The 24,776-nt window shown below is 72.1% G+C and carries 16 protein-coding genes and 1 riboswitch; of the genes, 4 read left to right on the top strand and 12 right to left on the bottom strand.

Annotated elements, in window-relative coordinates; genetic code table 11:
* Positions 1 to 47 precede the first annotated feature (47 nt).
* The 5 genes from BCL76_RS35170 to BCL76_RS35190 form a co-directional block, all read right to left on the bottom strand.
* Positions 48 to 536 carry an FtsB family cell division protein gene (locus BCL76_RS35170; RefSeq protein WP_030763523.1) on the bottom strand — a complete coding sequence of 163 codons (489 nt, stop codon included), beginning with the start codon at positions 534 to 536 and terminating at the stop codon, positions 48 to 50.
* A 99-nt stretch (positions 537 to 635) separates the two neighbouring features.
* The gene (gene eno, locus BCL76_RS35175; RefSeq protein ID WP_109783439.1) at positions 636 to 1,922 is read right to left on the bottom strand and encodes a phosphopyruvate hydratase; all 1,287 of its coding nucleotides are present in this window, start codon (positions 1,920 to 1,922) and stop codon (positions 636 to 638) included.
* A 285-nt stretch (positions 1,923 to 2,207) separates the two neighbouring features.
* Complete coding sequence (locus BCL76_RS35180) at positions 2,208 to 2,930, bottom strand: LysM peptidoglycan-binding domain-containing protein (protein WP_109783440.1); 723 nt, start codon at positions 2,928 to 2,930, stop codon at positions 2,208 to 2,210.
* Positions 2,931 to 2,933: 3 nt separating this feature from the next.
* Positions 2,934 to 3,106: riboswitch (cyclic di-AMP (ydaO/yuaA leader) on the bottom strand.
* 276 nt (positions 3,107 to 3,382) lie between these two features.
* Positions 3,383 to 4,333: a LysM peptidoglycan-binding domain-containing protein gene (locus tag BCL76_RS35185; protein ID WP_309136880.1), complete on the bottom strand. Its 951-nt coding sequence runs from the start codon at positions 4,331 to 4,333 to the stop codon at positions 3,383 to 3,385.
* Positions 4,334 to 4,508: 175 nt separating this feature from the next.
* A complete protein-coding gene (locus BCL76_RS35190) occupies positions 4,509 to 5,810 on the bottom strand; it encodes a cytochrome P450 family protein (protein ID WP_181382868.1) in 1,302 nt (433 codons plus the stop codon).
* Positions 5,811 to 5,940: 130 nt separating this feature from the next.
* On the opposite strand from BCL76_RS35190, the gene BCL76_RS35195 reads away from it, so the two are divergent.
* Complete coding sequence (locus BCL76_RS35195; RefSeq protein ID WP_258310094.1) at positions 5,941 to 7,137, top strand: globin domain-containing protein; 1,197 nt, start codon at positions 5,941 to 5,943, stop codon at positions 7,135 to 7,137.
* Between the two features lie 39 nt (positions 7,138 to 7,176).
* Here BCL76_RS35195 and BCL76_RS35200 read toward each other — a convergent pair whose 3' ends face one another.
* Positions 7,177 to 8,187, bottom strand: a complete 1,011-nt coding sequence (locus BCL76_RS35200; RefSeq protein WP_109783444.1) for a nucleoside triphosphate pyrophosphohydrolase — start codon at positions 8,185 to 8,187, stop codon at positions 7,177 to 7,179.
* Between the two features lie 53 nt (positions 8,188 to 8,240).
* Positions 8,241 to 8,864, bottom strand: a complete 624-nt coding sequence (locus BCL76_RS35205; RefSeq protein ID WP_109783445.1) for a SurA N-terminal domain-containing protein — start codon at positions 8,862 to 8,864, stop codon at positions 8,241 to 8,243.
* A 278-nt stretch (positions 8,865 to 9,142) separates the two neighbouring features.
* Here BCL76_RS35205 and BCL76_RS35210 point away from each other — a divergent pair, with 278 nt between their 5' ends.
* Positions 9,143 to 11,590 (top strand): YfhO family protein, encoded by a 2,448-nt coding sequence (locus tag BCL76_RS35210; RefSeq protein ID WP_109783446.1) that lies wholly within the window; start codon positions 9,143 to 9,145, stop codon positions 11,588 to 11,590.
* On the opposite strand, the gene BCL76_RS35215 is transcribed toward BCL76_RS35210, so the two are convergent.
* From BCL76_RS35215 to BCL76_RS35225, 3 genes are all read right to left on the bottom strand, one after another.
* Positions 11,574 to 13,082: a serine/threonine-protein kinase gene (locus BCL76_RS35215; RefSeq protein ID WP_109783447.1), complete on the bottom strand. Its 1,509-nt coding sequence runs from the start codon at positions 13,080 to 13,082 to the stop codon at positions 11,574 to 11,576. The two genes, BCL76_RS35210 and BCL76_RS35215, sit on opposite strands and share 17 nt — an antisense overlap.
* Positions 13,079 to 13,681 (bottom strand): hypothetical protein, encoded by a 603-nt coding sequence (locus tag BCL76_RS38690; RefSeq protein WP_146228494.1) that lies wholly within the window; start codon positions 13,679 to 13,681, stop codon positions 13,079 to 13,081. The genes BCL76_RS35215 and BCL76_RS38690 overlap by 4 nt, the downstream gene beginning before the upstream one ends.
* A 168-nt stretch (positions 13,682 to 13,849) precedes the next feature.
* Positions 13,850 to 15,916 carry an N-6 DNA methylase gene (locus tag BCL76_RS35225; RefSeq protein ID WP_109783449.1) on the bottom strand — a complete coding sequence of 689 codons (2,067 nt, stop codon included), beginning with the start codon at positions 15,914 to 15,916 and terminating at the stop codon, positions 13,850 to 13,852.
* Positions 15,917 to 16,128: 212 nt separating this feature from the next.
* On the opposite strand from BCL76_RS35225, the gene BCL76_RS35230 reads away from it, so the two are divergent.
* A complete protein-coding gene (locus tag BCL76_RS35230; RefSeq protein WP_109783450.1) occupies positions 16,129 to 16,842 on the top strand; it encodes a hypothetical protein in 714 nt (237 codons plus the stop codon).
* A gap of 109 nt (positions 16,843 to 16,951) precedes the next feature.
* Here BCL76_RS35230 and mfd read toward each other — a convergent pair whose 3' ends face one another.
* Positions 16,952 to 20,485 (bottom strand): transcription-repair coupling factor, encoded by a 3,534-nt coding sequence (gene mfd / locus BCL76_RS35235; RefSeq protein WP_109783451.1) that lies wholly within the window; start codon positions 20,483 to 20,485, stop codon positions 16,952 to 16,954.
* Between the two features lie 311 nt (positions 20,486 to 20,796).
* On the opposite strand from mfd, the gene BCL76_RS35240 reads away from it, so the two are divergent.
* On the top strand, positions 20,797 to 22,119 hold the full coding sequence (locus BCL76_RS35240; RefSeq protein ID WP_375138003.1) for a DUF2079 domain-containing protein: 1,323 nt from the start codon (positions 20,797 to 20,799) through the stop codon (positions 22,117 to 22,119).
* A 100-nt stretch (positions 22,120 to 22,219) separates the two neighbouring features.
* Here BCL76_RS35240 and BCL76_RS35245 read toward each other — a convergent pair whose 3' ends face one another.
* Positions 22,220 to 24,748: an ABC transporter permease gene (locus BCL76_RS35245; protein ID WP_109783467.1), complete on the bottom strand. Its 2,529-nt coding sequence runs from the start codon at positions 24,746 to 24,748 to the stop codon at positions 22,220 to 22,222.
* Positions 24,749 to 24,776: the final 28 nt, after the last annotated feature.

The raw sequence follows: 24,776 nt of genomic DNA on the forward strand, positions 1-24,776 counted from the left end.
GTGGATGGGTGCTGCGGTGCTGAGGTGCTGTGGCCCTGCGGGCCGGGTCACTCGCCGGGGCGGTCGGCCTTGTCGACGCCGTCCCAGACGTTGGAGTACCAAGGGCGGTCGGAGCCGGCCTGGCCGGTCCGGTGCGGCTGCGGGGGCTGGGCCCCGGGGTCGCTCATGATGTAGCCGATCTCCCCCGGGCGCAGGAAGTGCAGGTGCTTGCGCGCCTGCTGCTCCGCGTAGGCGTCGTCCTGCCAGCGGGCCTTCTCGTCGCGGAGCCGCTCCAGGCGGTCCCGCGCGGCCGCGGCGGCCCGCTGCTGCTTCGCGATCTCCGAGCGCTGGGAGACGTACTGGCGCATCGGGTACGCGAGGGCGACGACCAGCGTACAGAGGACGAGCACCAGGAGCGCGGCGCGGCCGGTGAGCCGGCTGCGGCGGACCTGACGCCGCGACTGCGACCGGTAGACGTGGGCGGCGGTCCGCTCGCCGAGCTGCTTGAGCCTCGTCGCGGTGGAGAAGGTGGAGAACCGATCCCGGTTCCCGGCCATTGGTCCGCCTCCCCTAGGTACGCACTACGCAATACGTCCCCGCACACGGTACGGGACCGAGTGCGGGGACGTACGGAGGCCAGCCCCTCAGGGGGGTGATTAGCCCTTGAAGCGCGGGAAGGCGGAGCGGCCCGCGTACACCGCGGCGTCGTCGAGGATCTCCTCGATGCGCAGCAGCTGGTTGTACTTGGCGACACGGTCCGAGCGGGCCGGGGCGCCGGTCTTGATCTGACCGCAGTTCACGGCGACGGCGAGGTCGGCGATGGTGACGTCCTCGGTCTCACCGGAACGGTGGGACATCATGCACTTGAAGCCGTTGCGCTGGGCCATCTCGACGGCGTCCAGGGTCTCGGTCAGCGAACCGATCTGGTTCACCTTCACGAGCAGGGCGTTCGCGGAGCCCTCCTCGATACCGCGGGCCAGACGCTCCGGGTTGGTGACGAACAGGTCGTCACCGACGATCTGGACCTTGGTGCCGAGCTTGTCGGTGAGGGTCTTCCAGCCGGCCCAGTCGTCCTCGTACAGCGGGTCCTCGATGGAGACCATCGGGTACGCGGAGACGAGCTCCTCGTAGTACTCGGTCATCTCGGCGGCCGAGCGGGACTGGCCCTCGAACTCGTACTTGCCGTCCTTGTAGAACTCGGACGCGGCGACGTCGAGCGCGAGCGCGATGTCCTTGCCCGGGGTGTAGCCGGCCTGCTTGATGGCCTCGACGATGAGGTCGAGCGCGGCGCGGTTGGACTCCAGGTTCGGGGCGAAGCCGCCCTCGTCGCCCAGGCCGGTGGACAGGCCCTTGGTGTGCAGGACCTTCTTGAGGGTGTGGTAGACCTCGGCACCCCAACGCAGTGCCTCGGAGAAGGACTCCGCGCCGATCGGGGCGATCATGAACTCCTGGATGTCCACGTTGGAGTCGGCGTGCGACCCACCGTTGAGGATGTTCATCATCGGAACGGGCAGCAGGTGCGCGTTCGGACCGCCGAGGTAGCGGAAGAGCGGAAGGTCCGAGGCCTCGGACGCGGCGTGCGCGACGGCCAGGGACACGCCGAGGATGGCGTTGGCGCCGAGCGAGCCCTTGTTGTCGGTGGCGTCCAGGTCGAACATGGCCTGGTCGATCAGCCGCTGCTCGGTGGCGTCGTAGCCGACGAGCTCCGGGCCGATCTGCTCGATGACGGCGAGGACGGCCTTCTCGACACCCTTGCCCATGTAACGGTTGGGGTCACCGTCACGGAGCTCGATGGCCTCGAATGCGCCGGTGGAGGCGCCGGACGGAACTGCAGCACGGCCGGTGCTGCCATCGTCGAGGCCCACCTCGACCTCGACCGTGGGGTTGCCTCGGGAGTCCAGGATTTCCCGGGCTACGACGACGTCGATGGACGGCACGAGCATCTCCTTCTGGGATGTGACGCTGGGTGTGCGGTGGCATGTCAGGCCGTGGGATGGCCTTGCCGCCTAGAGCCTAACCGGCTCCGGGCACTCGACCGGCCGACCGCCCGGACCCTGGGACGAAAAAGGGACCGAATACCCCGCTTCCGGGACATAGGGACGCTTGATCATCGGCTTGCGGGGCCCGAACGCAGCACCGCCCGGCGCGTGGAACACGCGCCGGGCGGTGAAATCCTGCACGGGGTCAGCTGACGCCGCGTACATGTTCCTGCGGCTTTGCCGCAGTGTTCAGCTGAGCTTCAGCTTCTGACCCGGGAAGATCAGGTCGGCGTCCGAGACGATGTCCTTGTTCAGCTCGAACAGCTTCTCCCAGCCACCCTTGACGCCGTTGGTCTCGGCGATGGTGCCCAGGGTGTCGCCCGACTTGACCTCGTACGAGCCGTTGCCGGTCTTCGGCGCGACCGGAGCCTCGGCGCGCTCGGAGCGGGTGGTCGGCGCCTCGGGACGCTTGGTCTCCTGCTTCGGCGCGGCCTTGGTCTCGGTCTTCTTGGTCTCGGTCTTCTTCGTCTCGGCCTTCGGCTTCGACTGCGGCTTGGAGGCCGGGGCCTCGGCGCCGCCACCGGCGTAGGACGAGTTCGACAGGCCCTTGCCGCAGGACGGCCAGGCGCCCTTGCCCTGGCTCTTGAGGACCTTCTCCGCGACGGCTATCTGCTGCGCCTTGGTGGCCTGGTTGGCCTGCGCGGCGTAGGACTTGCCGCCGTAACCGGACCAGGTGGAGGGCGAGAACTGCAGGCCGCCGTAGTAGCCGTTGCCCGTATTGATGGCCCAGTTGCCACCGGACTCGCACTGCGCGACCTTGTCCCACTCGGACGAGGTGGCGGCGCTGGCGGTGCCCGCGGCCATCAGGGGGGCGGCCACAGCCACACCGGCGACACCGGCGAGCGTGACGATCCGGACAGACCGCTCGATTGCAGTACCGCGGCGGTGCTTGCCCTTGCCGGAAAGCAGCATGGAGTTTCTCCTCACCGACGCCTACGAGGTGAGCTGTCGGGTTCGGGCGAGTGAGTTGCCCGGCCGTGCGACCTAGCGCACGTCTTGACCCCAAGCCGGTGGCGTGACCGTCTCTCAACGGCCGCTCCCGGCACCTACCTTGGTTCCCCCGCTCCTGCCTTCGGCGCTTGACGCGACGACTGTTCCCTCCGTCCGCCGGCAGGATTCGGCGATGCGGTCGAAGGAGCTCGCGGTGGCGAGCGATTCAGAAGGTAGACAGGTCTCTCCCCGATGTTCAACGAGCAACATCGGGGAGAAACGGACCCTACTTGCGCCCCTCGAAGGGGTGTTTGCGCAGGTGAGGGCGGGGTTTGCGCAATGCCCTGGGCGGGACACGCCAGTTGACCGGAAGAGACACATGTCTCACTTACAGAAATCCGACATTCAACTCTTTCCGGATAACTGAACTGTCCTTATTGCGGGGTTAGATCCAGGTTCTGACCGGGCTTGATGAGGTTGGCGTCCTCGCCGATCACCTGCTCATTGGCCTGGTAGAGACCGTTCCAGCCCCCCTTTACGCCCTTGGCAACCGCGATGGTCGCCAGGCTGTCGCCCGCCTGGACCGTGTAGACGGGGTCCGACGCGGTGTCAGGCAGAGCCGACGGCCCGGTCTCCGGCGCACCGCGATGCTTGCCGCTGCCCTCGACCACAGTGGCGCCGGTGGTCTGCGGGACCTCCGGGGTCACAGGGGCCGTCGGGTCGACCGGGGGCAGGCCCGGCGTGACGGGCGCGGTGGTGGACGGCGCGGTCGGGTCCACCGGCTGCGTCGGCGCCGTCGGGTCGACGGGGGTCGGGGTACCGGTCGGGTCGCCCGGCCGGACCGGGGCCGTCGGGTCGACCGGAGGCGTCGTCGGGATGTCCGGCGCGGGCATGACGGGCAGTCCGACGGACGGGGCGTCCGGAATCAGGAACGGGGTGCCGGACGGGCTCGGAGCCGGCGCCGGGGTCGGGGACCCGTAGTCCGTGGACGGCTTGCCGCCGCCGGCGGACGGAACGGCGTCGTCCGGGCGGGACGGCGCGGGGGCCAGCGGGCCCTGACCGCCGGGCAGACCGGGGTCCACCTGGGCGGCGGGGCTCTCCTTGACCAGGCCGGCCGAGGCCGCGCACAGCGGCCACGCCTGCGGCCCCGTCGAGTTCAGCACCCGCTCGGCCACGGCGATCTGCTGGGAGCGGCTCGCCAGGTCGGGGCGCTCGGCGAAGTCGAGCCCGCCGGCGCTCTGCCACTCCTCCTGGGTGAACTGGAGTCCGCCGTAGGCGCCGCTGCCGAAGTTGGCGCTCCAGGAGCCACCGCTCTCGCACTCGGCGACCTTGTCCCATGTGGACGTGTCGGCGGCGGTGGCGCTGGTGGCGGCCAGCAGAGGCATGGCCAACGCAGAGCCAGTGACTCCGGCTGTGACAACCAGCGCGGGGACCTGGCGGGGGCGTCTGTGACGGCCGTTCCCGGAGAGCATGAGGGATCACCTTTCGCATAACAGCGGGGTAACGGCAGAACCTAGCGGCCTTCGAACGATTGTCACAAGTTCAAGTCGGATCTGACTTTTAATCAGGTTTCGCGCAAGTGTTTTGAGCCGCGAATCGAACGGGAAGAGTACGTAGCCCTCGCATGATCAACCCCCCTCGCCAGCGCAGGTCTTGGGGTGGAACGGCCAGTTCCAGATCGGGAAGACGCGTCAGCAAAGTCGCGAGCGCCGTCTGCCCTTCGAGTCGGGCGAGCGGAGCACCCAGGCAGTAGTGGATGCCGTGACCGTATCCGAGGTGCTGGTTGTCGGTCCGGGAGAGGTCGAGGGTGTCCGGCTCCGCGAAGCGCTCCGGATCCCGGTCGGCGGCCGCCAGGACGACCAGGACCGGATCACCCGCCTCGATCCGCATACCGCCGAGGGTCAGCGGCTCGGTGGCGAACCGCCAGGTGGCCAGCTCCACCGGACCGTCGTACCGCAGCAGTTCCTCGACCCCGGTGGCCAGCAGTCCGCTCTCCCCGGCGGCGAGGGAGAGCTGGAGGCGCTCACGCTGTTCGGGGTTCATGAAGAGGGAGTGGACCCCGTTGCCGATGAGGTTCACGGTGGTCTCGAAACCGGCAAAAAGCAAGATGAAGGCCATGGCGGTGGCCTCGGCCTCCGTCAGATGGTCCCCGTGATCGCTCGCCCGGATCAGGTCGGAGATCAGGTCGTCGCCCAGATCATCCCTTTTGCGGTGAATGAGTTCACCGAGGTAGGTCCGCATCTGCTTGACCGACCGGGCCACTCCGCCGCGCGGACCGCCACCGTGGCGGATCATCATGCCGGCCCAGTCGCGGAAGTCGTCCTGGTCCTCGCGCGGGACCCCGAGCATCTCGCAGATCGCGTAGATGGGGAGCGGAAAGGCGAACTCGTGAATGAGATCAGCCTCACCTTTCCCCGCGAACGCGTCGATCAGGTGGTCGGTGAGCGCCTGCACCCGCGGGGCGAACTCGGCGACCCTGCGCGGGGTGAACGCCTTGGACACCAGCCGCCGCAGTCGGGTGTGGTCCGGCGGGTCGATGTTGAGCAGGTGCGTCATCAGCTCCGCCTTGCGCTCCCCCGGGATCCCGGTCTTGCCCTTGGCGTGCGCGGGCTCCGCGTGGTGCGCCGGATTCTTGCTGAGCCGCTGGTCGGCCAGGGCCTGGCGGGCGTCGGCGTACCGGGTGACGAGCCAGGCCTCGACCCCGCTGGGCAGCTTGGTGCGGTGCACCGGGGAGTGCTCGCGCAGCCAGGCGTAGGCCGGGTACGGGTCGGTCGCGAACTCCCAGTCGAAGAGGGTGGGGCCCTCGGTGGAAGGGGTGTCCGCGGGGGTTTCGGCGGGGGTCCCGGAGGTCTGCTCGTGCACCTGATGACCGTATCCCGGCGCCGAACCCCCATCCGATATAGGCGATTCGTCGCGGCTGTCCGCAGATCGACCATCGCTTGACCTGAACTTCTCCGGCATTCCTACTTTCGGTTTTGTGGATGTCAGGATCTTGAAGAGCAGTTTCGCGGTGGTGGAGCGACGAGCCGAGCACGCCGTCAAGTTCTTCTACTCCCACCTCTTCTGGCACAACCCCGGCATCCGCGCCCTCTTCCCGGACTCCCCGGACGACATGGAACGCCAGCGGGACCGGCTCTTCGCGGCGCTCACCCATGTGATCACCCACTTCGACGAGGAGACCCTCGACCCCTACCTGCGCGACCTCGGACGCGACCACCGCAAGTTCCTGGTCCGCCCCGAGCACTACGCGGCCGTCGGCGCCAGCCTGCTCGCCGCACTCGCGGCAACCTCCGGCGCGGCCTGGACCCCGTCCGTCGAGAAGGCCTGGGCCGAGGCCTATCAGGTGATGGCCGACGCGATGACGGCCGGCGCCGACGCGAGCGAGGACCCGCCGTGGTGGAACGCGGAGGTCGTGCGCCACCTCCAGTACGGGGCGGACATCGCCGTCCTGACGCTCCGGCCGCACGTCCCCTTCCCCTATCTCCCCGGCCAGTACACGAGTGTGAGCAGCGAACGCCACCCGACGACCTGGCGCACCTACTCCATCGGCAACGCCCCCCGCCCCGACGGCACCCTCGACCTGCACGTCAGCCGCATCGACCAGGGCCGACTGAGCACCACCCTGGTCCGCGAGACCCGACCGGGCGACGTGCTGCGGCTCGGCGCCGCCGGCGGGCGGCTGACCCTCCGCCGCGAGGACCGCCCGATCAGCCTGATCGCCGCCGGCACCGGCTGGGCTCCGATCCGGGCCCTGCTGGAGGATCTCGCGGAACGCCCGCCCGATCAGGACGTACGGCTCTTCGTGGTGGCGCGGGACGGCGCGCACCTCTACGACCGCCCGCTCATCGACGCGTACGCCGCCCGCTGCGGCCGGCTCGCCGTCACCTACATCACGCCCGCCCCCGGTCGGCACCGCAATCAGGCCACCGACCGGCTCGCGACCGCGCTCGGCCACCGGGGCCTGTGGCCGGACCAGGACGTCTACCTCAGCGGCCCGCCGCAGTTCGTCGACGAGACCGCCCACCTGCTCCGGGAGCTGGGCGCCCGCCCCGGCCGCCTCTTCCACGACGCGGTGCCGGCCGGCGGCCACGGGTACGGGGAGCGCCCGCTGGGCTTCGGCGAGTGGTTCCTGAACCGCCCGGCGCCCCACTGGCTCGATCCCTCGGCCCGTGCGCCGAGGGAGTACTGAACCGAGGGAGTACCAAGAGGAGTACCGAGGGGAGCGGAACTACCGCTCGTCCGCTCCCGCGAGGCCCTCGGCCGCCCGGATCGCGTCCCGGTAGGCGCGGGCCGCCGCGCGCAGCGCGGTCTCGGGGTCGATCCCCGCCGCCTCGGCGCGGGCCGCGAGCTCCAACAGTTCGTATCCGATGCCCTCGCCGCGGGGCAGTTCCACGACCACGCCGCCCGTACGGACCCGGCCCGCGAGCTTGGCGGCGAGCGCCAGACCGGGCTGGCCCACCGGGATCCCGTCGGTGACCGATTCCCGCCGCTTCTCCACGGCCTTGGTGCGCTGCCAGTGCGCGCTCACGTCCTCCGGGGTCTCGGCCTGCGCGTCGCCGAAGACGTGCGGGTGCCGGTGGATCAGCTTCGTGACGAGCGCCCCGGCCACGTCGTCGATGGAGAAGGCCTCCTCGGACGCCTCCTCGGCGATCCGCGCGTGGAAGACGACCTGGAGCAGTACGTCGCCGAGCTCCTCGCGCAGTTCCTCCCGATCCCCGTCCTCGATGGCCTCGACCAGCTCGTACGCCTCCTCGATCGCGTACTTGGCCAGGCCCCGGTGGGTCTGCCGGGAGGTCCACGGGCACTCGCGGCGGACCCGGTCCATCACCTGGACCAGGTCGAGCAGGCGGGCGCCCGGCAGGTCGTACGAACCCGGCAGGAGTTCCAGGTCGGGCATGGAGACCCGGCCCGAGCCGGCCAGCCGCGCCAGGGAGTCGGTGAGCCGCCGGTCGCCCTCGCCGCCCGGGAGCACCACGACCGTACGGCCGCCCGCGCAGGCCTCGACCAGCGCGTGCGCGTCCGGACTCTCGAACGCGACCTCGATGCCGGCCTCCCGCAGGTACGGCAGCTGCGGGTGGCCGGGGTCGGCGCACAGCACCCGGTCCGCGGCGTGCAGGGTCTGCCACGCCGGCCAGGACAGCACGCCGGGGGCGACCCGGTGGCTGGTGGTCAGCAGGACGATGCGGCCCGTGGGCTCGTCGGCGTCGGGGGTGGCGGTGGGTTCGGAGTGGTCGGTCACCCTCCGAACCTACCTCCGACGCGGCGGCCCACACCCCGGGGGGACCCCGGAGCTCAGGCTCCGGCAGGGGCCGCCTCGGGCCGCGTCCGCTGGGTGATCCAGGGCGTCTCCCCGGTGCCCAGCTTGATCTCCTTGGCGTCCCAGGCCCCGTAGCGCGGGTTCACCTCGATGTTCAGGTCCTTGACGGCGGCGCGGGCCGGCTCCTCCAGCTTCCCGGCCCCGTACTTGGCGGTGAGCGCGGTCAGGAGCACCCGGTCCCGCAGGAAGCGGTCGACCTGGCCGGGGGCCACGGCCCCCTTCTGCAGGAGCAGTGCCTCGAACTGCTCGTCGCCGCCGTTCTCGTCGACGTACGCCTTGCGTTCGTCCTCGATGTTCTTCCGGGTGGCGGTGAGCCCCGCGGTGTCGGCCATCTTGTCGATGATCCGGCTCTGGATGAGGGCGTCGAGCTTCTGCCGTTCCAGGTGGGGGGTGCTCGCGATGAGTTCGGCGGCGGCCTGCCCGGAACGGTTCTGCGCCGCTCGGACATCGTTCACCTGGGCCTGGAGCGCGGAGGTGGTGATCCGTTCGCCGCCCACGACGGCCGCGGTGCCGGGACGCGGTTCGCCCGAGCAGGCGGACAGCAAGGGCGCCGCCACCAGCAGGGCGGCGGAGACGGAGAGCGCTGTGCGACGGTGCAAAGGAGCCTCCAGGGCCGGGAGATTGTGCGTCGGTGCACAAAGGGCCGTGCGGTGATCGATGTTATGAGGTCACGGTGATCCGGACCACCGGTTCGACCAACGATTCACGCGCGGACCGAACACGCACCGTTCATAGGCGAGTCGCCGGGCTCGGGCGCGTCCGGCGCGCCACCCGTCACCCATCCTGGGTACCTCGCCGCCCCACGACGGCCCGGATCGGCCACCGGCAACCCTGAGGCCATCCTTCGGTCACCCGACCCTGCCAAGGTCGGCCCACCATGTCGACAACGCACCGCTCGCCGCGCTCCGTGCCGCGTACCTCGCCGCGTCCCGCACCACGTCGCTCACCGCGCGCCGCACCGCGCCCCTCCCCGCGCCGCTCCCCGCGTCGCCGGAGTCTGCTCGGCTCGGCGCTCGCCGCCCTGCTCACGGCGGTGGCCGTGTGCGCCGGGGACGCCGCCGCCCGCGTGTTCCCCTACGGAACGCGCCACCGCAGCGTCAACGACCTCGGCAACCAGTTCGTCCCCTTCCACGCGCAGCTGTGGGACCTCCTGCACGGCCGGGCGGAGGGCGGGCTGCTGTTCAACTGGCGCTCCGGATACGGCATGAGCTTCCTGCCGGACCTGGGCACCTACCTGACCAGCCCGTTCGCCGTCCTCGTCGGGCTCTTCCCGCGCGCGGACATCGACCTCGCGGTGTACGTCGTCACCGTGCTCAAGACGGCGGCCGCGGCGGCGGCGATGACCTGGCTGCTGCGCACGCAGCGCCGCGGGCCCTGGTGGGCGGCCGGACTGCTCGGGGCCTCGTACGCGTTGTGCGGCTGGTCGGTGATCGAGGCCTCCTACAACCCGATGTGGTTGGACGGCCTGATCGCCTTCCCGCTGCTGTGCCTCACCGGTGAATGGGCCCTGCGCGGGCGCCGGATCCTGCTCGCGCCGCTGGTCGTCGCGGTCTGCTGGACGGCGAACTTCTACACCGCCTACATGGCGACGCTGGGGGCGGCCCTGGTGCTGCTGGTACGGGTGGTGCTCACCCGTGAGGGCGTCCGGGCCCGGCTGCCGGTGATCGCACGGGCGGCCGGGACGACCGTGCTCGGGATCGCGCTGTCGGCCCCGGTGCTCCTGCCCCTCTTCCTCAGCTCCGGGCAGGCGTACCCGGGGTGGGTCAAGGAGTTCCGGCCGGTGTCCTGGGCCGACCTGTTCGCGCGGCTGCTGCCGGGCACGTACTCCTTCTCCTCCCCGGCCGTGTTCGTCGGCACCACAACCCTGCTGCTGGTGGCCGCCCTGCCCTTCCACCGGGCGGTGCCCGCCCGCACCCGGCTGTGGTGGGCCGGGCTGACCGTGGCCGTGGCGCTCTCCCTCCAGTGGGCGCCCACCCATCTGGCCTGGCACCTCTTCGCCACCCCGAACGGAAGCCCGTACCGGCAGACCTTCGTGCTGGCCGGGATCGCCGTGATCGCCGCCTGGACCGGGCTGGCCGCCGGCCTGCCGCGGCCGCCGGCGCTGGCGGCGGGCGCGGGCGTACTGACGGCCGCAGCGCTGTGGGCGTACGACAGCCCGCTGGTGACGACGGCGGGCTACGCGCTGTTCGGCGGCGGGCTGGCGCTCGCGGCCGCGGCCTGGTGGGCGCTGCGCCACCGCCGGCTCGCGTGGCCGGCGGCCGGGCTGCTCGCCCTGGTCCTGCTGACGCAGGCCGCCGCCACCACCGCCTACGGCCACAAGGGCACACTCGGCGGCCTGGACGACTACCCGTCCTGGGGGCCGGCGCACACCGCGCGCGCCGCGGCCCTGGCCGGCGCCGAGGGCTGGCCCGCGTACCGCACCGACCCCGGCCGGCCGGCCCTGACGGGCAACGACCCGCTGCTGCTCGGCGGCGAGGGCGGCTCGTACTACAGCAGCCACACCCCGGACGTGTTCACCCGCACGATGGTCGCGCTGGGGGCGGGTTGGACCTCGCGCGGACGCAACGTCCAGAGCCTCGACAACCCGGTGACGGACGCGGTCTTCGCGGTCGGCGCCCGCCTGCGGCCCGACGGCACGGTGCGGCGCGCCGAGGTGCCCCCGCTGGTGACGACCCGTCCGCCCGGCCCCACCCTCTCCTACGCCGACGACTCCCCCTTCGCCAACCAGGAGCTGCTGCTGGGCGCCCGGGTGTACGAGGACCCGCTCGCGCCCGGGGTGTGCCGCGCGGGCACGGAGGCCTATCTGTGGGCTCCCGAGTACAACGCGACGGCCCGCCTCGCGGACGGCCCCGCCTTCCGGTTGAACGGCAACGCCCCGCGCAACCGGGCGGCCCTCCAGCCGCTGGGCCCCTCCCGCGGGGAGTCCTCGGCGCTGGTCTTCGACGCGGCCGCGCCCCCGCGGTGGACCCTGTCCTGCCTGGACCGGACGCGCCTCGACACCGCGGTCGCCGGCCTGCGGGCCACCGCGGCGACCTCGGTGCGGGTCGGCTCCTCGGAGGTCCGCGCCACGCTCCCGCCGGGCACGACCGGCACGGCGGTCCTCTCGGTCCCCGCGATCGCCGGCTGGACCTGCGACGGCCGCCCGGCCGCCGCCCACCTGGGCCTGGTGGCGATCCCGCTCTCCCCCGGCACCACCACGGTGAGCTGCGCGTTCCGCCCCCCGGGGCTGGTCCCGGGGCTGGCGGTCGCGGCGGTCGCGGCGGCGATCGCCTTGGTCACGGCCCTGCGGGTACGGGCCCGGCGCCAGGTCAGCGGACCTGGCTGAGCCAGTGCAGGGTGCGGCGGATCTCGGCCGGGAAGGGGTGGGCCGGGCCGTGCAGCCGTTCCGCGTCGAACAGCAGCCGGGCCAGGGTGTCGTGGGCCGCCTGCCGGTCGCCGAGGGAGAGCAGCAGGTGGGCGATCCGGCGGCGGACCTCCAGCGGCAGGCCCGGGTCCGGGTTGGCGTAGTGGTTCTCGAAGAACGGGAGCAGAGAGCGGTACTCCGCCAGGGCGGCGGCCGGCTCGCCCAGTTGCTCCAGGCACTGGGCCGAGTCGTAGCGGAAGCGCAGCGACTGGGGATCGCCGGCCGGGAACTCGTCGGCGAGGCGGCGCAGTTCCGGCAGGGCGCGCCGGTACTGGCCGTCGTCCATGAGGGTGGCGGCGTACTGCTTGCGCAGGGAGCGGACCACCGGGGAGTGCTCCCCGTGCTCGGCGGCCGCCGCGGGCAGGATGCCGCCGAGGATGTCCACGGCCTGGGTGAGGCGCCCCTCGTCCAGGAGTTTGCGGGCCTCGTCCACGGCGCCGGGGACGTCCGCCTTGGGCGGCGCGGGCGGGGTGCTCGGCCGCGGGGGGATGGCCGCGGCCCGGTCCGGCCAGGGTGCCTGCGGGCGCAGGAAGGGCCGGGTCGGGTCGAGCGGCCCGGACGGGGTGCGGCTGCCACGGGCGGGCAGCAGCGGGGCCAGGGCCTCGTAGACCTCCTGGGCGGAGGAGGGCCGGTCCTGCGGGTCCTTGGCGAGGAGGTGGAGCAGCAGCTTCTCCAGCTCCGGCGGGATCTCCGGGCGTATCTGGCGGACCGGGAGCGGCGGCTCGTACAGGTGGCGGTGCAGCACGCCGAGGGCGGTGGACCCGGCGAAGGGGACGTTGCCGGTGAGCAGTTCGTACAGCAGCACGCCGAGCGCGTACAGGTCGGTATACGGGCCCACGGCGCCGCCCATGGCCTGCTCGGGGGCCATGTAGGCGGGGCTGCCGATGGGCGAACCGGTGCTGGTGAGGCGGGTGGTGTCGGTGTCCATGACCGAGGCCACGCCGAGGTCCAGGACGAGCACGGTGCCGTCCGGGCGGACCATCACGTTGCGGGGCTTGAGGTCCCGGTGCACGATCGGCACCGCGTGCACGGCCGACAGGACCGAGCACAGCTGCGCGACGACGGAGACCGCCCACTGCCAGGGGTAGGGGTCGTGCTCGGCAAGGTGGTCGGCGAGGTCCGCGCCCTCCACGTAGCCCATGACGAGGAAGAGTTCGTCGCCGTCGCTGCCCGCGTCGTGCACGGTGACCAGGCCGGGGTGGTCGACCTGCGCGGTGACCCGGCACTCGCGTACGAAGCGGCGGCGCAGCTCCTCGGCGACGGTGCCGGGGCCGGCGACCTTGTCGGGGCGCAGCAGTTTGACGGCGACACGGCGGTCGAGGCGCCGGTCGTAGGCGGTCCAGACCTGGCCCATGCCGCCCTGGCCGAGGACGGTCGCGAGCTGGTAGCGGTCGCCGATGAGCCGGTCGGTCACTGCTGCGGGTCCTGGAACGGGGTCTGGTGGGGATCCTGGCGGGGGCCCCCGGTCGGCGGGGTCTGCTTGCGCAGCAGCTCGCTGAGCTCGTCGAGTTCGGCACGGACCTGGCCGATGCGCGGGGGCGGGGTCGGCTGCGGCGGCACCTGCGGAGGCGCCGGGACCGGGGTCGGCGTCGGGGTGGGCGTCGAGGTCGGCGTGGAGGGCCGGGTGGTGGCGGTGGCGGGCGGGTATCCGTAGGCGGGCCCGGAGGGCTGCGGGTGGACGTACGGGGCGGACTGCGCCGGGTACCACTGCGCCGTCGGGGCGGTCCGACGGGCCTCGTGGTGCTTGATGTCGGCGACGAGGAAGTACACGCAGATCGCCAGACCGCTGAAGATCGAACCACCGGCGCCCAGGTTGCCCTGCCAGCCGTTGACGTCGGGCGTGGGGTCGACCTGGATGAGCGTCATCCACAGGACGGCCAGCACGCCGCTGACCACCATCAGCGTCCAGTCACGGGACTTGCGGGTGACCAGGGCGAGCCGCAGCAGGGAACCCCAGGCGAGGAAGCCGCAGCTGAGGATGGGGAGCAGCACGAACACCACGCGCAATGCCATCACACCCCCGGAATCGGACTGGGGGCCGTGCTGCGGCGGAAGGCCGGGGCCGTGCATCGCTGCTCCTGACGGGCCGTGCGGAAGAGGTTTCGGGTCTGAGGGTATACAGCGTTCCCGGCCAGGAGTGAGGGGATGCGCGCAACCGTTGCACGCTCGCTGCACGGCCGTTCACTCCGGCGTGACCGTGCCGTCGGAGAGGCCGTCGTGGAAACCCTGTACGAGTTGTTCGCCGAGCCGCCCCGCCAGCCGTAGCGCGTCCTCGAACTCGGCGAGCGCCCGGAAGCGGAGCCCGTAGCTCTGCTGCTGCGCCAGGGGCAGTCGGGGCAGTTGGAGCCGGCGGACGTCGAGGCGGGTGGCGGTGGAGGCGTGGCTGCTGGCGCGGCGGGTGTTGGCGGTGCCGCGCAGGAATCCGGCCAGGAACCAGGGGTCGAGGGCGTCCGGGTCGGCGCGCAGCAGGGCGAGGCCGCGGCCGGGTACGGCGCCGGCGAGGGCCTCGTCGACGACCCGGGCGATGGCGGCGCCGCCGACGAGGGGGACGAGGACGTCGCCGGGGGCGGTGAGCACGGGCTCGTCGGCGGTGGGCGCCAAGGTGCCGGAGGGGCCTGTTCCGGTGTAGACGTCCTGTTCGGTGAGGACGGGGGCCGAGCCGGTTCCGCCGCCGGTACCGGTGTGCAGTTCCAGGGCTCCGGCGCGGGCCAGTTCGCCGACGGTGGTCGTCGGCGGTCGGACCGTGCCCCCGGCGGGCGCCGCCGCCGCGGGCGGGGTGAGCCGGGCGGCCCGGCCGAGGGTCTCGCCGAGCCGCTCCCGTACGGCGGTCAGCTCGGCCGGACCGCCACCGGCGGTCGGCGGGGGCAGGTGCCGGGCGGGGGTGAGGTCCACGTCGTCGTCCAGCAGCTCGATGACGGGGACGACGCGGCTGACGCCCGGCGCCTGCGCCACCGAGCCGGTGCGGTCGTACGCGCTCCAGGCGTCCTGCACCGCTTCGTGCACGGCGGGCCAGGCGGAGCGGGGTCGGTCGTCGGCGGCGGCGAGGGCCGCGGTGTCGATGAGCAGGAGCCCGGCCGGGGGCGCCGCGTGCGGGGCGGGGCGGCGCAGCACCCACAGGTGCAGGGGGATGCCGTACGGGGGTGCCGCGCCGGCCGGGAGCGCGACGACGGCCCGCAGCGCGCCGCGGCGCAGCAGGTCGGCCCGGATGCGGCGGCCGGAGCGGCGGGCGGCGACGGCGGGCGGCATGAGCAGCACGGCGGTGCCGCCCTCGCGCAGGTGGGCCAGGGCGTGCTGGACCCAGGCGAGTTCGGATTCGGTGCGGGCCGGGAAGCCGTACTCCCAGCGCGGATCGTAGGCCAGTTCCTCGTGGCCCCAGCCGCGTTCGTTGAACGGCGGGTGGCAGAGCACGGCGTCGACGGTGTCCTGGGCGAAGGCGTCGGCCCGCAGGCTGTCGCCGGCGGCGGCGCGGACCTGGGGCGTTCCGTTCAGGGCCAGGCGCAGGGCGGCGAGGGCGGCGAGTTCGGGCGCGGAGTCCTGCGCGTGGAGGGCGGTGGCGCCGCGGACGGCCCGCAGCAGGGTGCCGGTGCCGCAGGCGGGGTCCAGGACGGTGCGGGCGGAGGGTCCGGCGAGGGCGGCCATCAGCCCGGCGAGGCCGTCCGGGGTGAGCGTGTACTGGCGGGGGTTGGCGTCGAGGTGGCGCCCGAGGAGGAACTCGAAGGCCTGGCGGGCTCCCAGTTCCGCGGCGAGTTCGGCGGCGGCCCGCAGCAGCGGCATGGCGGCCGGGCCGAGCGGGATCTCGGCGAGCGCGTGGCCGGGCCCGAGGCGGGCGCCGAGCACCTGGTCGAGGACGGGGCGCAGCAGGGTGGCCATGCGCGCGTCGGAGACCGCGGTCAGCTCCAGCCAGTCGGCGGGCCGGTCCCGCACGACGAGCAGGGCGCCGCCCGCCTGACCGAGTGCGGTGACGGCTCCGCCGGGGTGCGCGGTGATCTGCTGCCAGACCCGTTCGCGCAGCGGGACCTCGGCGAGCTTGCCCTGGGCGCGCAGCCAGTGCTCCACCTCGTCCAGGGAGAAGGAGGGGCTGGTCTCGGTGCCACCGACGGGCTTGGGGAAGTCGGCGTGGCGGCGACGCCAGTTGCTGACGGCCGCGCGGCCGACTCCGGCCAGGCGGGCGACCTCGGCCGCGGTGACCTCTGCGGCGGTGACCTGTGCTGCGGCGGTGACCTCTGCGGCGGCGTTCTCCTCGGGCATGCCGGGGAGCTTACCCGCTCACACCGAAGAGACCGATTCACAGCGTGAACTCAAATGCCTCCGTGAATCATGTTGACTCGGTTCACAAAGATCTGCTCTGATCGGCACGTCACACCACCGGATCCGCAGGGTCCACACGAAACGGAATACACTCTTCCGCTTCCCCTTCGTCCGCCTTCACCCCCACCCTCCAGAAGCCCTAGAGAGTCCCCATGCGCACCGCTCACCGCTTCACCGCCACCGCCGCCCTCGCCTGTGCCGCCGCCCTCGGCCTCACCGGATGCTTCGCGTCCGGCCCGTTCGCGGACCTGTCCGGCTCCGAGGTGGCGGACAAGTCCGTGGACACCCTGCGCGGCGCCGCCTCGCTCACCGTCAGCGGCAAGATCTGGGACGAGGGCAAGCCGCTGGAGCTGAACATGGCCGTCAGCAAGGCCGGGGACTGCCGGGGCACGATCGCCGGCCAGGACGGCTCCTTCGAGCTGATCCGCTCCGGCGAGTTCGTGTTCATCAAGGCGGACGAGCCCTTCTACCGCTCCCAGATGAAGGACATGCCCAAGGCGGAGGCGGACGCGGCGATCAAGATGCTGGCCGGCCACTGGCTGAAGTCGAAGGCCTCGGAGGCCGACGCGAAGGAGCTCGCCTCCCTGTGCGACCTGGACGAGCTCCTCAAGGAGTTCGACGACAGCAAGGGCGCGGAGAAGGGCAAGGTCACCTCGGTCGACGGCCGAAAGGCCCTCACCCTCACCACCAAGACCGACGAGGGCACCGAGACCCTGCTGGTGGCCACCGAGGGCAAGCCGTACCTGCTCAAGGCGAGCATCACCGGCAAGGAGCCGTCCGAGGTCTCCTTCAGCGGCATCGACAAGCCGGTGAACGCCGAGGCGCCGACCGGCAAGGACGTCATCGACGCCGACCAGCTGGGCTGAGCCCGCCACGTACGCGGGAACGGCCGTGGCCGGGGACCTGTGAGGTCCCCGGCCACGGCCGTTCCCGTACGTCACCGCACCCGCTACGGCGCCACCGCCGCCACCGCCGCTACGAGCCGAGGATGGTGGTGAGGAACTCCCCCGTCCAGGCCAGCAGTTCCCGCCCGACCACCGGCTTGCCGCCGATCTTGCCCGCCTTGGGGCGCGGAACCAGGATCTGCGAGGTGGCGGGCTTGAGGACCGTCCCCGGATAGAGCCGCTTGAGCCGCAGCTCCTGCGACTCGCGCAACTCCACGGGCCCGAAACGGATGTTGTTGCCCTGGAGGGTGATGTCCCCGACCCCGCAGGCCCGCGCCAGCATCCGGAGCCCGGCCACCAGCAGCAGGTTCTCCACCGGCTCCGGCAGCTTGCCGTAGCGGTCGGTGAGCTCCTCCCGTACGGCCTTGATGTCGGCCTCGGAGTTGGCGGAGGCGATCGACCGGTACGCCTGCAGGCGCAGCCGCTCGCCCGGCGCGTAGTCGTGCGGGACGTGCGCGTCGACCGGCAGCTCGATCTTGACCTCCAGCGGCGGCTCCTCCTCCACCTGGCCCTCGACGGCGGCCCGGTAGTCCGCCACGGCCTCGCCGACCATGCGGATGTAGAGGTCGAAGCCGACGCCCGCGATATGACCGGACTGCTCGCCGCCGAGCAGATTGCCCGCGCCGCGGATCTCCAGGTCCTTCATCGCCACGTACATGCCCGCGCCCATCTCGGTGTGCTGGGCGATCGTCGCGAGGCGCTCGTGCGCGGTCTCCGTCAGCGGCTTCTCCGGCGGGTACAGGAAGTACGCGTACCCGCGCTCGCGGCCACGCCCGACGCGCCCGCGCAGCTGGTGCAGCTGGCTCAGGCCGAAGTTGTCGCCGCGCTCCACGATCAGGGTGTTGGCGTTGGAGATGTCGATGCCCGACTCGACGATCGTGGTCGAGACGAGCACGTCGAACTTCTTCTCCCAGAAGTCGACGACGACCTGCTCCAAGGCCTGCTCCGACATCTGGCCGTGGGCCGTCGCGATCCGCGCCTCGGGCACGATCTCGCGCAGCTTGGCGGCCGCCCGGTCGATGGACTCCACCCGGTTGTGGATGTAGAAGCACTGCCCTTCGCGCAGCAGCTCGCGGCGGATGGCCGCGCCGATCTGCTTCTCCTCGTACGGGCCGACGAAGGTGAGCACCGGGTGCCGCTCCTCCGGCGGGGTGGTGATCGTCGACATCTCGCGGATGCCGGTCACCGCCATCTCCAGGGTGCGCGGGATCGGGGTCGCGGACATCGTCAGCACGTCGACGTTGGCACGGAGCTTCTTCAGCTGCTCCTTGTGCTCCACGCCGAACCGCTGCTCCTCGTCGACGATGACCAGGCCCAGGTCCTTGAACTTCGTCTCCTGCGAGAAGAGCCGGTGGGTGCCGATGACCACGTCCACCGAGCCTTCGTGCAGGCCCTCCAGGGTGGCCTTGGACTCGCTCTCGCTCTGGAAGCGCGAGAGCGCCTTCACCTTGACGGGGAACTGGCTGTAGCGCTCGGAGAAGGTGCCGAAGTGCTGCTGCACGAGCAGCGTCGTCGGGACGAGCACGGCGACCTGCTTGCCGTCCTGGACCGCCTTGAAGGCGGCGCGCACGGCGATCTCGGTCTTGCCGTAGCCCACGTCGCCGCAGATCAGCCGGTCCATCGGGACCGACTTCTCCATGTCCTCCTTGACCTCGGCGATGGTGGTGAGCTGGTCGGGCGTCTCCGCGTAAGGGAAGGCGTCCTCCAGTTCGCGCTGCCAGGGGGTGTCCGGCCCGAAGGTGTGGCCGGGGGCCGCCATGCGCGCGCTGTAGAGCTTGATGAGGTCGGCGGCGATCTCCTTGACCGCCTTCTTCGCGCGCGCCTTGGTCTTGGTCCAGTCGGCGCCGCCGAGCCGGTGCAGGGTCGGGGCCTCGCCGCCGACGTACTTGGTGACCTGCTCCAGCTGGTCGGTGGGGATGTAGAGCCGGTCGCCGGGCTGCCCGCGCTTGGCCGGCGCGTACTCCACGAGCAGGTACTCGCGGGTGGCGCCCTGGACCGTGCGCTGGACCATCTCGACGTAGCGGCCCACGCCGTGCTGCTCGTGGACGATGTAGTCGCCGGCCTCCAGGGTCAGCGGGTCGATCGTCTTGCGGCGCCGGGTCGGCATCCGGCCGAGGTCCTTGGTGGCGGTGCGCTGGCCGGTCAGGTCGGTCTCGGTGAGGACGGCCAGGCGCAGCACCGGGTCGACGAAGCCGTTGTCGATCGAACCGCAGGCGACGTGGACCAGGCTCGGCTCCAGGGTGCGCAGTTCCGGCTCCAGCCGGGCTGCGATGCCCTCGCCGCCGAGCACCTCGACCGTACGGGCGGCCGGGCCGTGGCCCTCGGTGAGGTAGACGGTGTGCCAGCCGTCGGCGATCCAGCCCTTGGTGTCGGCCAGCGCCCGGGCCGTGTCGCCGCGGTAGGCCTCCGGGGCGTGCATGCCGAGCTTGAGGGTGTCGCCGCCGCCGGCGCTCTCGTCGGCGGCGAAGGGGGACACCGACCACCACATCATGTCCAGCTCGCGGGCCCGGTCGCGGACGTCTGCGATCCCGCGCAGCGAGGCCGCGCCGACGTCGATGGGCGCCTCGCCGCCGCCCGCGGTGGCCGCCCAGGAGGCCATCAGGAACTCCTGGCTGGTCGCCACGAGGTCGGCGGCCCGGGTCCGGACCCGCTCGGGGTCGCAGACCACGGCCATCGACCCGGCGGGCAGCACGTCGATCAGCAGTTCCATCTCGTCGACGAGGACCGGGGCGAGGGACTCCATGCCCTCCACCGCGATCCCCTCGGCGATCTTGTGCAGCAGCTCGCCGAGCTCGGGATGGGCCTCGGCGAGGGCCGCGGCCCGCTCCCGTACCGCGTCGGTGAGCAGCAGCTCGCGGCAGGGCGGGGCCCACAGGCCGTGCTCGGCGATCTCCAGGGAACGCTGGTCGGCGACCTTGAAGTAGCGGATCTCCTCGACCTCGTCGCCCCAGAACTCGATGCGCAGCGGGTGTTCCTCGGTGGGCGGGAACACGTCGAGGATGCCGCCGCGCACGGCGAACTCCCCGCGCTTCTCGACGAGCTCGACCCGCGCGTACGCGGCGGCGGCCAGCGCCTCGGTGATCTCGCCGAGGTCGGCGCCGCCACCCTGGCGCAGGCTGACCGGGACCAGCTCCCCGAGCCCCTTGACCTGAGGCTGGAGCACGGAGCGGATGGGTGCGACGAGCACGCTCACGGGACCCGCGGCCGGATCGTCCTTGCTCGGGTGGACCAGGCGGCGCAGGACGGCGAGCCGGCGGCCCATGGTGTCGCTGCGCGGGCTGAGCCGCTCGTGCGGAAGGGTCTCCCAGGACGGGTAGTCCACCACCTCGTCGGGGGGCAGCAGCGAACGCAGCGCGGCGGCCAGGTCCTCGGCCTCGCGCCCGGTGGCGGTGACCGCCAGCACGGTCCGCCCGGTCTGCCGGGCCAGCGCGGCGATCGCGAAGGGCCGCGCGGCGGCGGGGCCGACCAGGTCCACGTGCATGCGCTTGCCGTCCCCGGCCGCGGTGACCGCCTCGGCGAGGGCGGCATCACGGGTGACGGCGTCGAGCAGTCCGTGCAGGCTCATGAAAGAGGCTTTCCGTCCGGTGGAGATCTGGGGTGGGAAGGTGCGGGGGTGAGGCCGCGGAGGTGCGGAGCGGGCAACGCGAAGGGCCCGACACGTCGCACGGGCCGGGGGTTCCACCCTACGACGACGCCCCTCGCGCCGCTTTACGATGTTCGTGTTGTGACTGTCCGAGCTCGCCGCGTCGTCTTCCGCCGGGGAGACGACTTTCCCCGGAGGAGCACGAGTTTGTGACGAGCGATGCGATAGCCCGCCCGGCGCCGGTGGCACCGGCACCCGCCCGGCCGGTCCGGTACCCGGGGGCTGTGCCCTGGCTGGTGGCCGCCGGGCTGTTCCTCGTCTACCTCGTACTGTCCGTCGGGCGGTTCCGGCGGATGGACTGGGCCTCCTGGGACCTCGGGATCTTCGAGCAGGCGATCCGCGCGTACGCACACCTCCAGGAGCCCGTCGTCGACCTGAAGGGGCCCGGGGCCAACATCCTCGGGGACCACTTCAGCCCGATCATCGCGCTCGTCGCCCCCGTCTACCGCGTCTTCCCCGGCCCCCTCACCCTGCTGGTCGCCCAGTCCGCGCTGTTCGCGCTGTCCGCCGTGCCCGTCACCCGGGCCGCCGTACGCTTCCTCGGCCGGCCCCGCGGGATCGCCGTCGGCATCGCGTACGGGCTGTCCTGGGGCATCCAGCGGGCCGTCGAGTTCGACTTCCACGAGATCGCCTTCGCGGTGCCCCTGCTGGCCTTCGCCCTGGAGGCGGTGCTCGCCCGGCGGTGGCGGGCCGCCCTGCTGTGGGGGCTGCCGCTGGTCCTCGTCAAGGAGGACCTCGGCTTCACGCTCGCCGCGCTGGCCGTGGTGGTGGCCTGGCGGGCCCGCGACAGCAACCGCCGGATCACCGTGGCCGCGCTCGGCGTCGCCGCCGCCGCCTGCGTCTTCGCCGTCCTGGTGTTCACCGTGCTCATACCGGCCTTCGCCACGGCCGGCTACGGCTACTGGGACAAGATCGACGGGGCGGGACCGCTCGGCGGCATCGGCACCAAGCTCACCACCCTGGCGTGGGTGCTGATCCCCACCTCCGGGCTGCTCGCGCTGCGCTCGCCGCTGCTCCTGGTCGCCGCGCCCACCCTCGGCTGGCGGTTCCTGTCCGGGGACGACCACTACTGGTCCACCGACTGGCACTACAGCGCCGTCCTCATGCCCGTGGTGACGCTCGCCCTGGTCGACGCCATCGACACCGTCCGGCGCGGCGAGCGGCCGTGGCTGCGCTCGTACGCCCTGCAGCTGCCGACCGCCGTGCTGGCCGCCGCCCTCGCCCTCGGCGCGACCGCGATGCCGACCGCCAAGCTCGCGGAGGCCCGTACGTACCAGAAGCCCGAGCGGGTCACGGCGATCGAGCGGCTCCTGGACCGGATCCCCGACGGGGCGACCGTGGAGGCCGACACCACCCCGCTGACCCGGCTGACCTCGCGCTGTCGCGTGCTGTGGATCGGCGGCAGCAAGGGTGTGGTGCCCGACTGGATCACCATCGACAACTCCTCCAAGTGGGCCGGCGAGGACCCGACCGACTACGCCCGCCAGCTCCACCCGGGCGAGCAGTTCACCTTGGTGGGTGAGGTCGGCGGCATCGTACTGATGCACCGGCAGTGACCGCCGGGGCCGACCCCGGGCGCGGCCCCGGCCCCGGGAACGACGCCGGTCCGGGACCCTGAGGTCCCGGACCGGCATTCCCCCGAACGAACGCGGGCGGTTACTCGCTCGCGATCGCGTTCAGTACGTTCATCCGTCCTGCCCGGAAGGCCGGGACCAGTGCGGCGAACAGGCCTACGAAGGCCGAGGCGGCGAACACCCCGAGGATCGTCGGCCACGGGATCTCCAGCACCTTCAGGCCCTGGAGCGCCAGCAGCTGCTGCGCGCCGATCCCCCAGGTCATGCCCAGCCCGAGGCCGAGCAGGGCGCCGAAGAGGGCGATGACCACCGACTCCAGGCGGATCATGCGGCGCAGCTGGCGGCGGGAGAGGCCGATGGCGCGCATCAGGCCGATCTCGCGGGTCCGCTCGACCACGGAGAGGGCCAGGGTGTTCACGACGCCCAGGACCGCGACGACGATCGCGAGGCCGAGGAGGCCGTAGACCATGTTCAGCAGTTGGCCGACCTGGTCCTTGAGCGACTGCTTGTAGTCGGTCTGGTTGCGCACCTTGTACTGCGGGTACTCCGCCATCGCGGCCTTGACCGAGGCGTACGCGGTGGCGTCCGACTGCCCGTCCTGGGCGCTGGCCAGCAGCATGAAGGGGAGCGGCAGCTTGTCGGCCGGGACGTTCGCCCGGGCCGCGTCGGTGCTGATGTACTTCATGCCCTTGTCGAGGTTGCCCTCGTCGCTGGTGATCGCGGCGACCTTCAGCTTGACCGTGTTGCCGCCGGTGAAGGCGACCGTCAGCTCGTCACCGACCTTGACGCCGTGCTGGGTCGCGTACTCCGAGCCCACCGCCATGGAGTCCTTGCCGTACGCCGCGGCGTGCTCGCCGGCGACCATCTTGCGCCGGATGTCCTTGGCGTACGTCGGGTCGGTGGCGCCGATGCCCTCCTCCTCGGAGGTGCCGTCGGGGGCGGTGATCTTGGCCGGCACCTCGCGGTAGGCGGTGACGTGGTCGAGGCCCTTGGTGGCGCGCAGGGCCTGCTCGGCCTGCGGCAGCACGGGCTGGCCGGTCCCGGAGTTGATGATGTAGTCCGCGCCGACCGACCGGTCGAGCTCGTCGGTCGCGGAGGCCACCATCGAGGAGCCGACCACGGACAGGCAGGCGACCAGGGCCAGGCCGATCATCAGGGCGGCGGCGGTGGCGCCGGTACGGCGCGGGTTGCGCAGGGCGTTGCGCTCGGCGAGCCGGCCCACGGACCCGAAGGGCCGCAGCACCAGGCCGGAGAGCACCCGCACCACGCCCGCGGCGAGCAGCGGGCCGATCACGATGAAGCCGATGAGGGTGAGGACGACTCCCAGAGCCAGCCACATCGACCCGGGTCCGGCCTTCTCGGCGGCGGTGGCGAGGTAGAGCGCGGCCCCGCCGATGCCGGTGAGGACCAGGCCGAGGACGGCGCGGACGACGCCGGCCTTCTTGTCGCCCGGGGTGCCGGACTCGCGCAGCGCGGCCATCGGGGAGACCTTCCCGGCCCGGCGGGCCGGGACGAAGGCGGAGACGACGGTCACGATGACGCCGAGGACGATGCCGACGACCGGGGTGGTCCAGGCGATCGTCAGGTCGTCGGTGGACAGGTGCATGCCCATGGCGCCCATGAGCTGCATCAGGCCGATGGCGAGCCCGATCCCCGCGCCGACGCCCAGGAGGGAGCCGACGACGCCGAGCAGGAAGGCCTCGACGACCACGGACTTCAGGACCTGTCCGCTGTCGGCGCCGATGGCGCGCATCAGGCCGATCTCGCGGGTGCGCTGGGCGACCAGCATCGAGAAGGTGTTGAAGATCAGGAAGATGCCGACGAGGAAGGCGATCCCGGCGAAGCCGAGCATCACGTACTTCATGACGTCGAGGAAGGAGCCGACGTCCTTGCGGTTGGCGTCCGCGGCTTCCTTGGCGGTCTGCAGCTTGTACGTGTCCGCGCCGACGGCCGTGGCGATGTTCTGCTTGAGCTGCTCGTCGCTCACCCCGTCCTTGGCGGTGACGTTGACGTGCGTGAAGGCGCCCGGGGAGCCGAGCAGCGCCTGCTGCGCGGTGGCGGTGTCGAAGTAGACGATCGCCGCGCCCGGGTTGGTGACGGTGAAGGTGGCGATACCGGTGATCTTGGCGCGGATGTCGCCGGTGATGGCGATCGTGCGCAGCTCGTCACCGAGCTTCAGGTGGTGCTTCTCGGCGGTGTCGGCGTCGACCATCATCTCGGTCGGGCCGCGCGGCGCGTTGCCCGAGGTGATCTTCATGGACTTGAGCTCGTTGTCGCTCCAGTTGCCCGCGATGGTCGGGGCGCCGGTGGTCGAGCCCATGTTCTCGTTCTTGGCGTCGACGACCGTGACGGACATCGACACGACGCCGCCCTCGGCGCTCTTGACGCCCTCGGCCTTGCGCACCTGCTCGACGGCCGAGCCCGCCAGCGTCTCGGGACGGCCGCGGTCGGAGGTCTCCTCCCCCGCCTCGGCCTCCTTCGGGGTGACGGTCACATCGGAGTTGGTGACGGCGAAGAGCTTGTCGAAGGTGGTGTTCATGGTGTCGGTGAACACCAGGGTGCCGCAGACGAAGGCGACGGAGAGCATGACCGCGACGGCGGAGAGCGCCATCCGCCCCTTGTGGGCGACGAAGTTGCGC

The organism is Streptomyces sp. CG 926, assembly GCF_003148825.1.
Taxonomy (GTDB): domain Bacteria; phylum Actinomycetota; class Actinomycetes; order Streptomycetales; family Streptomycetaceae; genus Streptomyces.

Coding starts and splice junctions, on each gene's coding strand:
- BCL76_RS35170 (WP_030763523.1), bottom strand. CDS start 536: ATGGCCGGGAACCGGGATCGGTTCTCCACCTTCTCCACCGCGACGAGG.
- eno (WP_109783439.1), bottom strand. CDS start 1,922: ATGCTCGTGCCGTCCATCGACGTCGTCGTAGCCCGGGAAATCCTGGAC.
- BCL76_RS35180 (WP_109783440.1), bottom strand. CDS start 2,930: ATGCTGCTTTCCGGCAAGGGCAAGCACCGCCGCGGTACTGCAATCGAG.
- BCL76_RS35185 (WP_309136880.1), bottom strand. CDS start 4,333: ATGCCTCTGCTGGCCGCCACCAGCGCCACCGCCGCCGACACGTCCACA.
- BCL76_RS35210 (WP_109783446.1), top strand. CDS start 9,143: ATGTCGACAACGCACCGCTCGCCGCGCTCCGTGCCGCGTACCTCGCCG.
- BCL76_RS38690 (WP_146228494.1), bottom strand. CDS start 13,681: ATGGCATTGCGCGTGGTGTTCGTGCTGCTCCCCATCCTCAGCTGCGGC.
- BCL76_RS35225 (WP_109783449.1), bottom strand. CDS start 15,916: ATGCCCGAGGAGAACGCCGCCGCAGAGGTCACCGCCGCAGCACAGGTC.
- BCL76_RS35230 (WP_109783450.1), top strand. CDS start 16,129: ATGCGCACCGCTCACCGCTTCACCGCCACCGCCGCCCTCGCCTGTGCC.
- mfd (WP_109783451.1), bottom strand. CDS start 20,485: ATGAGCCTGCACGGACTGCTCGACGCCGTCACCCGTGATGCCGCCCTC.
- BCL76_RS35245 (WP_109783467.1), bottom strand. CDS start 24,748: ATGGCGCTCTCCGCCGTCGCGGTCATGCTCTCCGTCGCCTTCGTCTGC.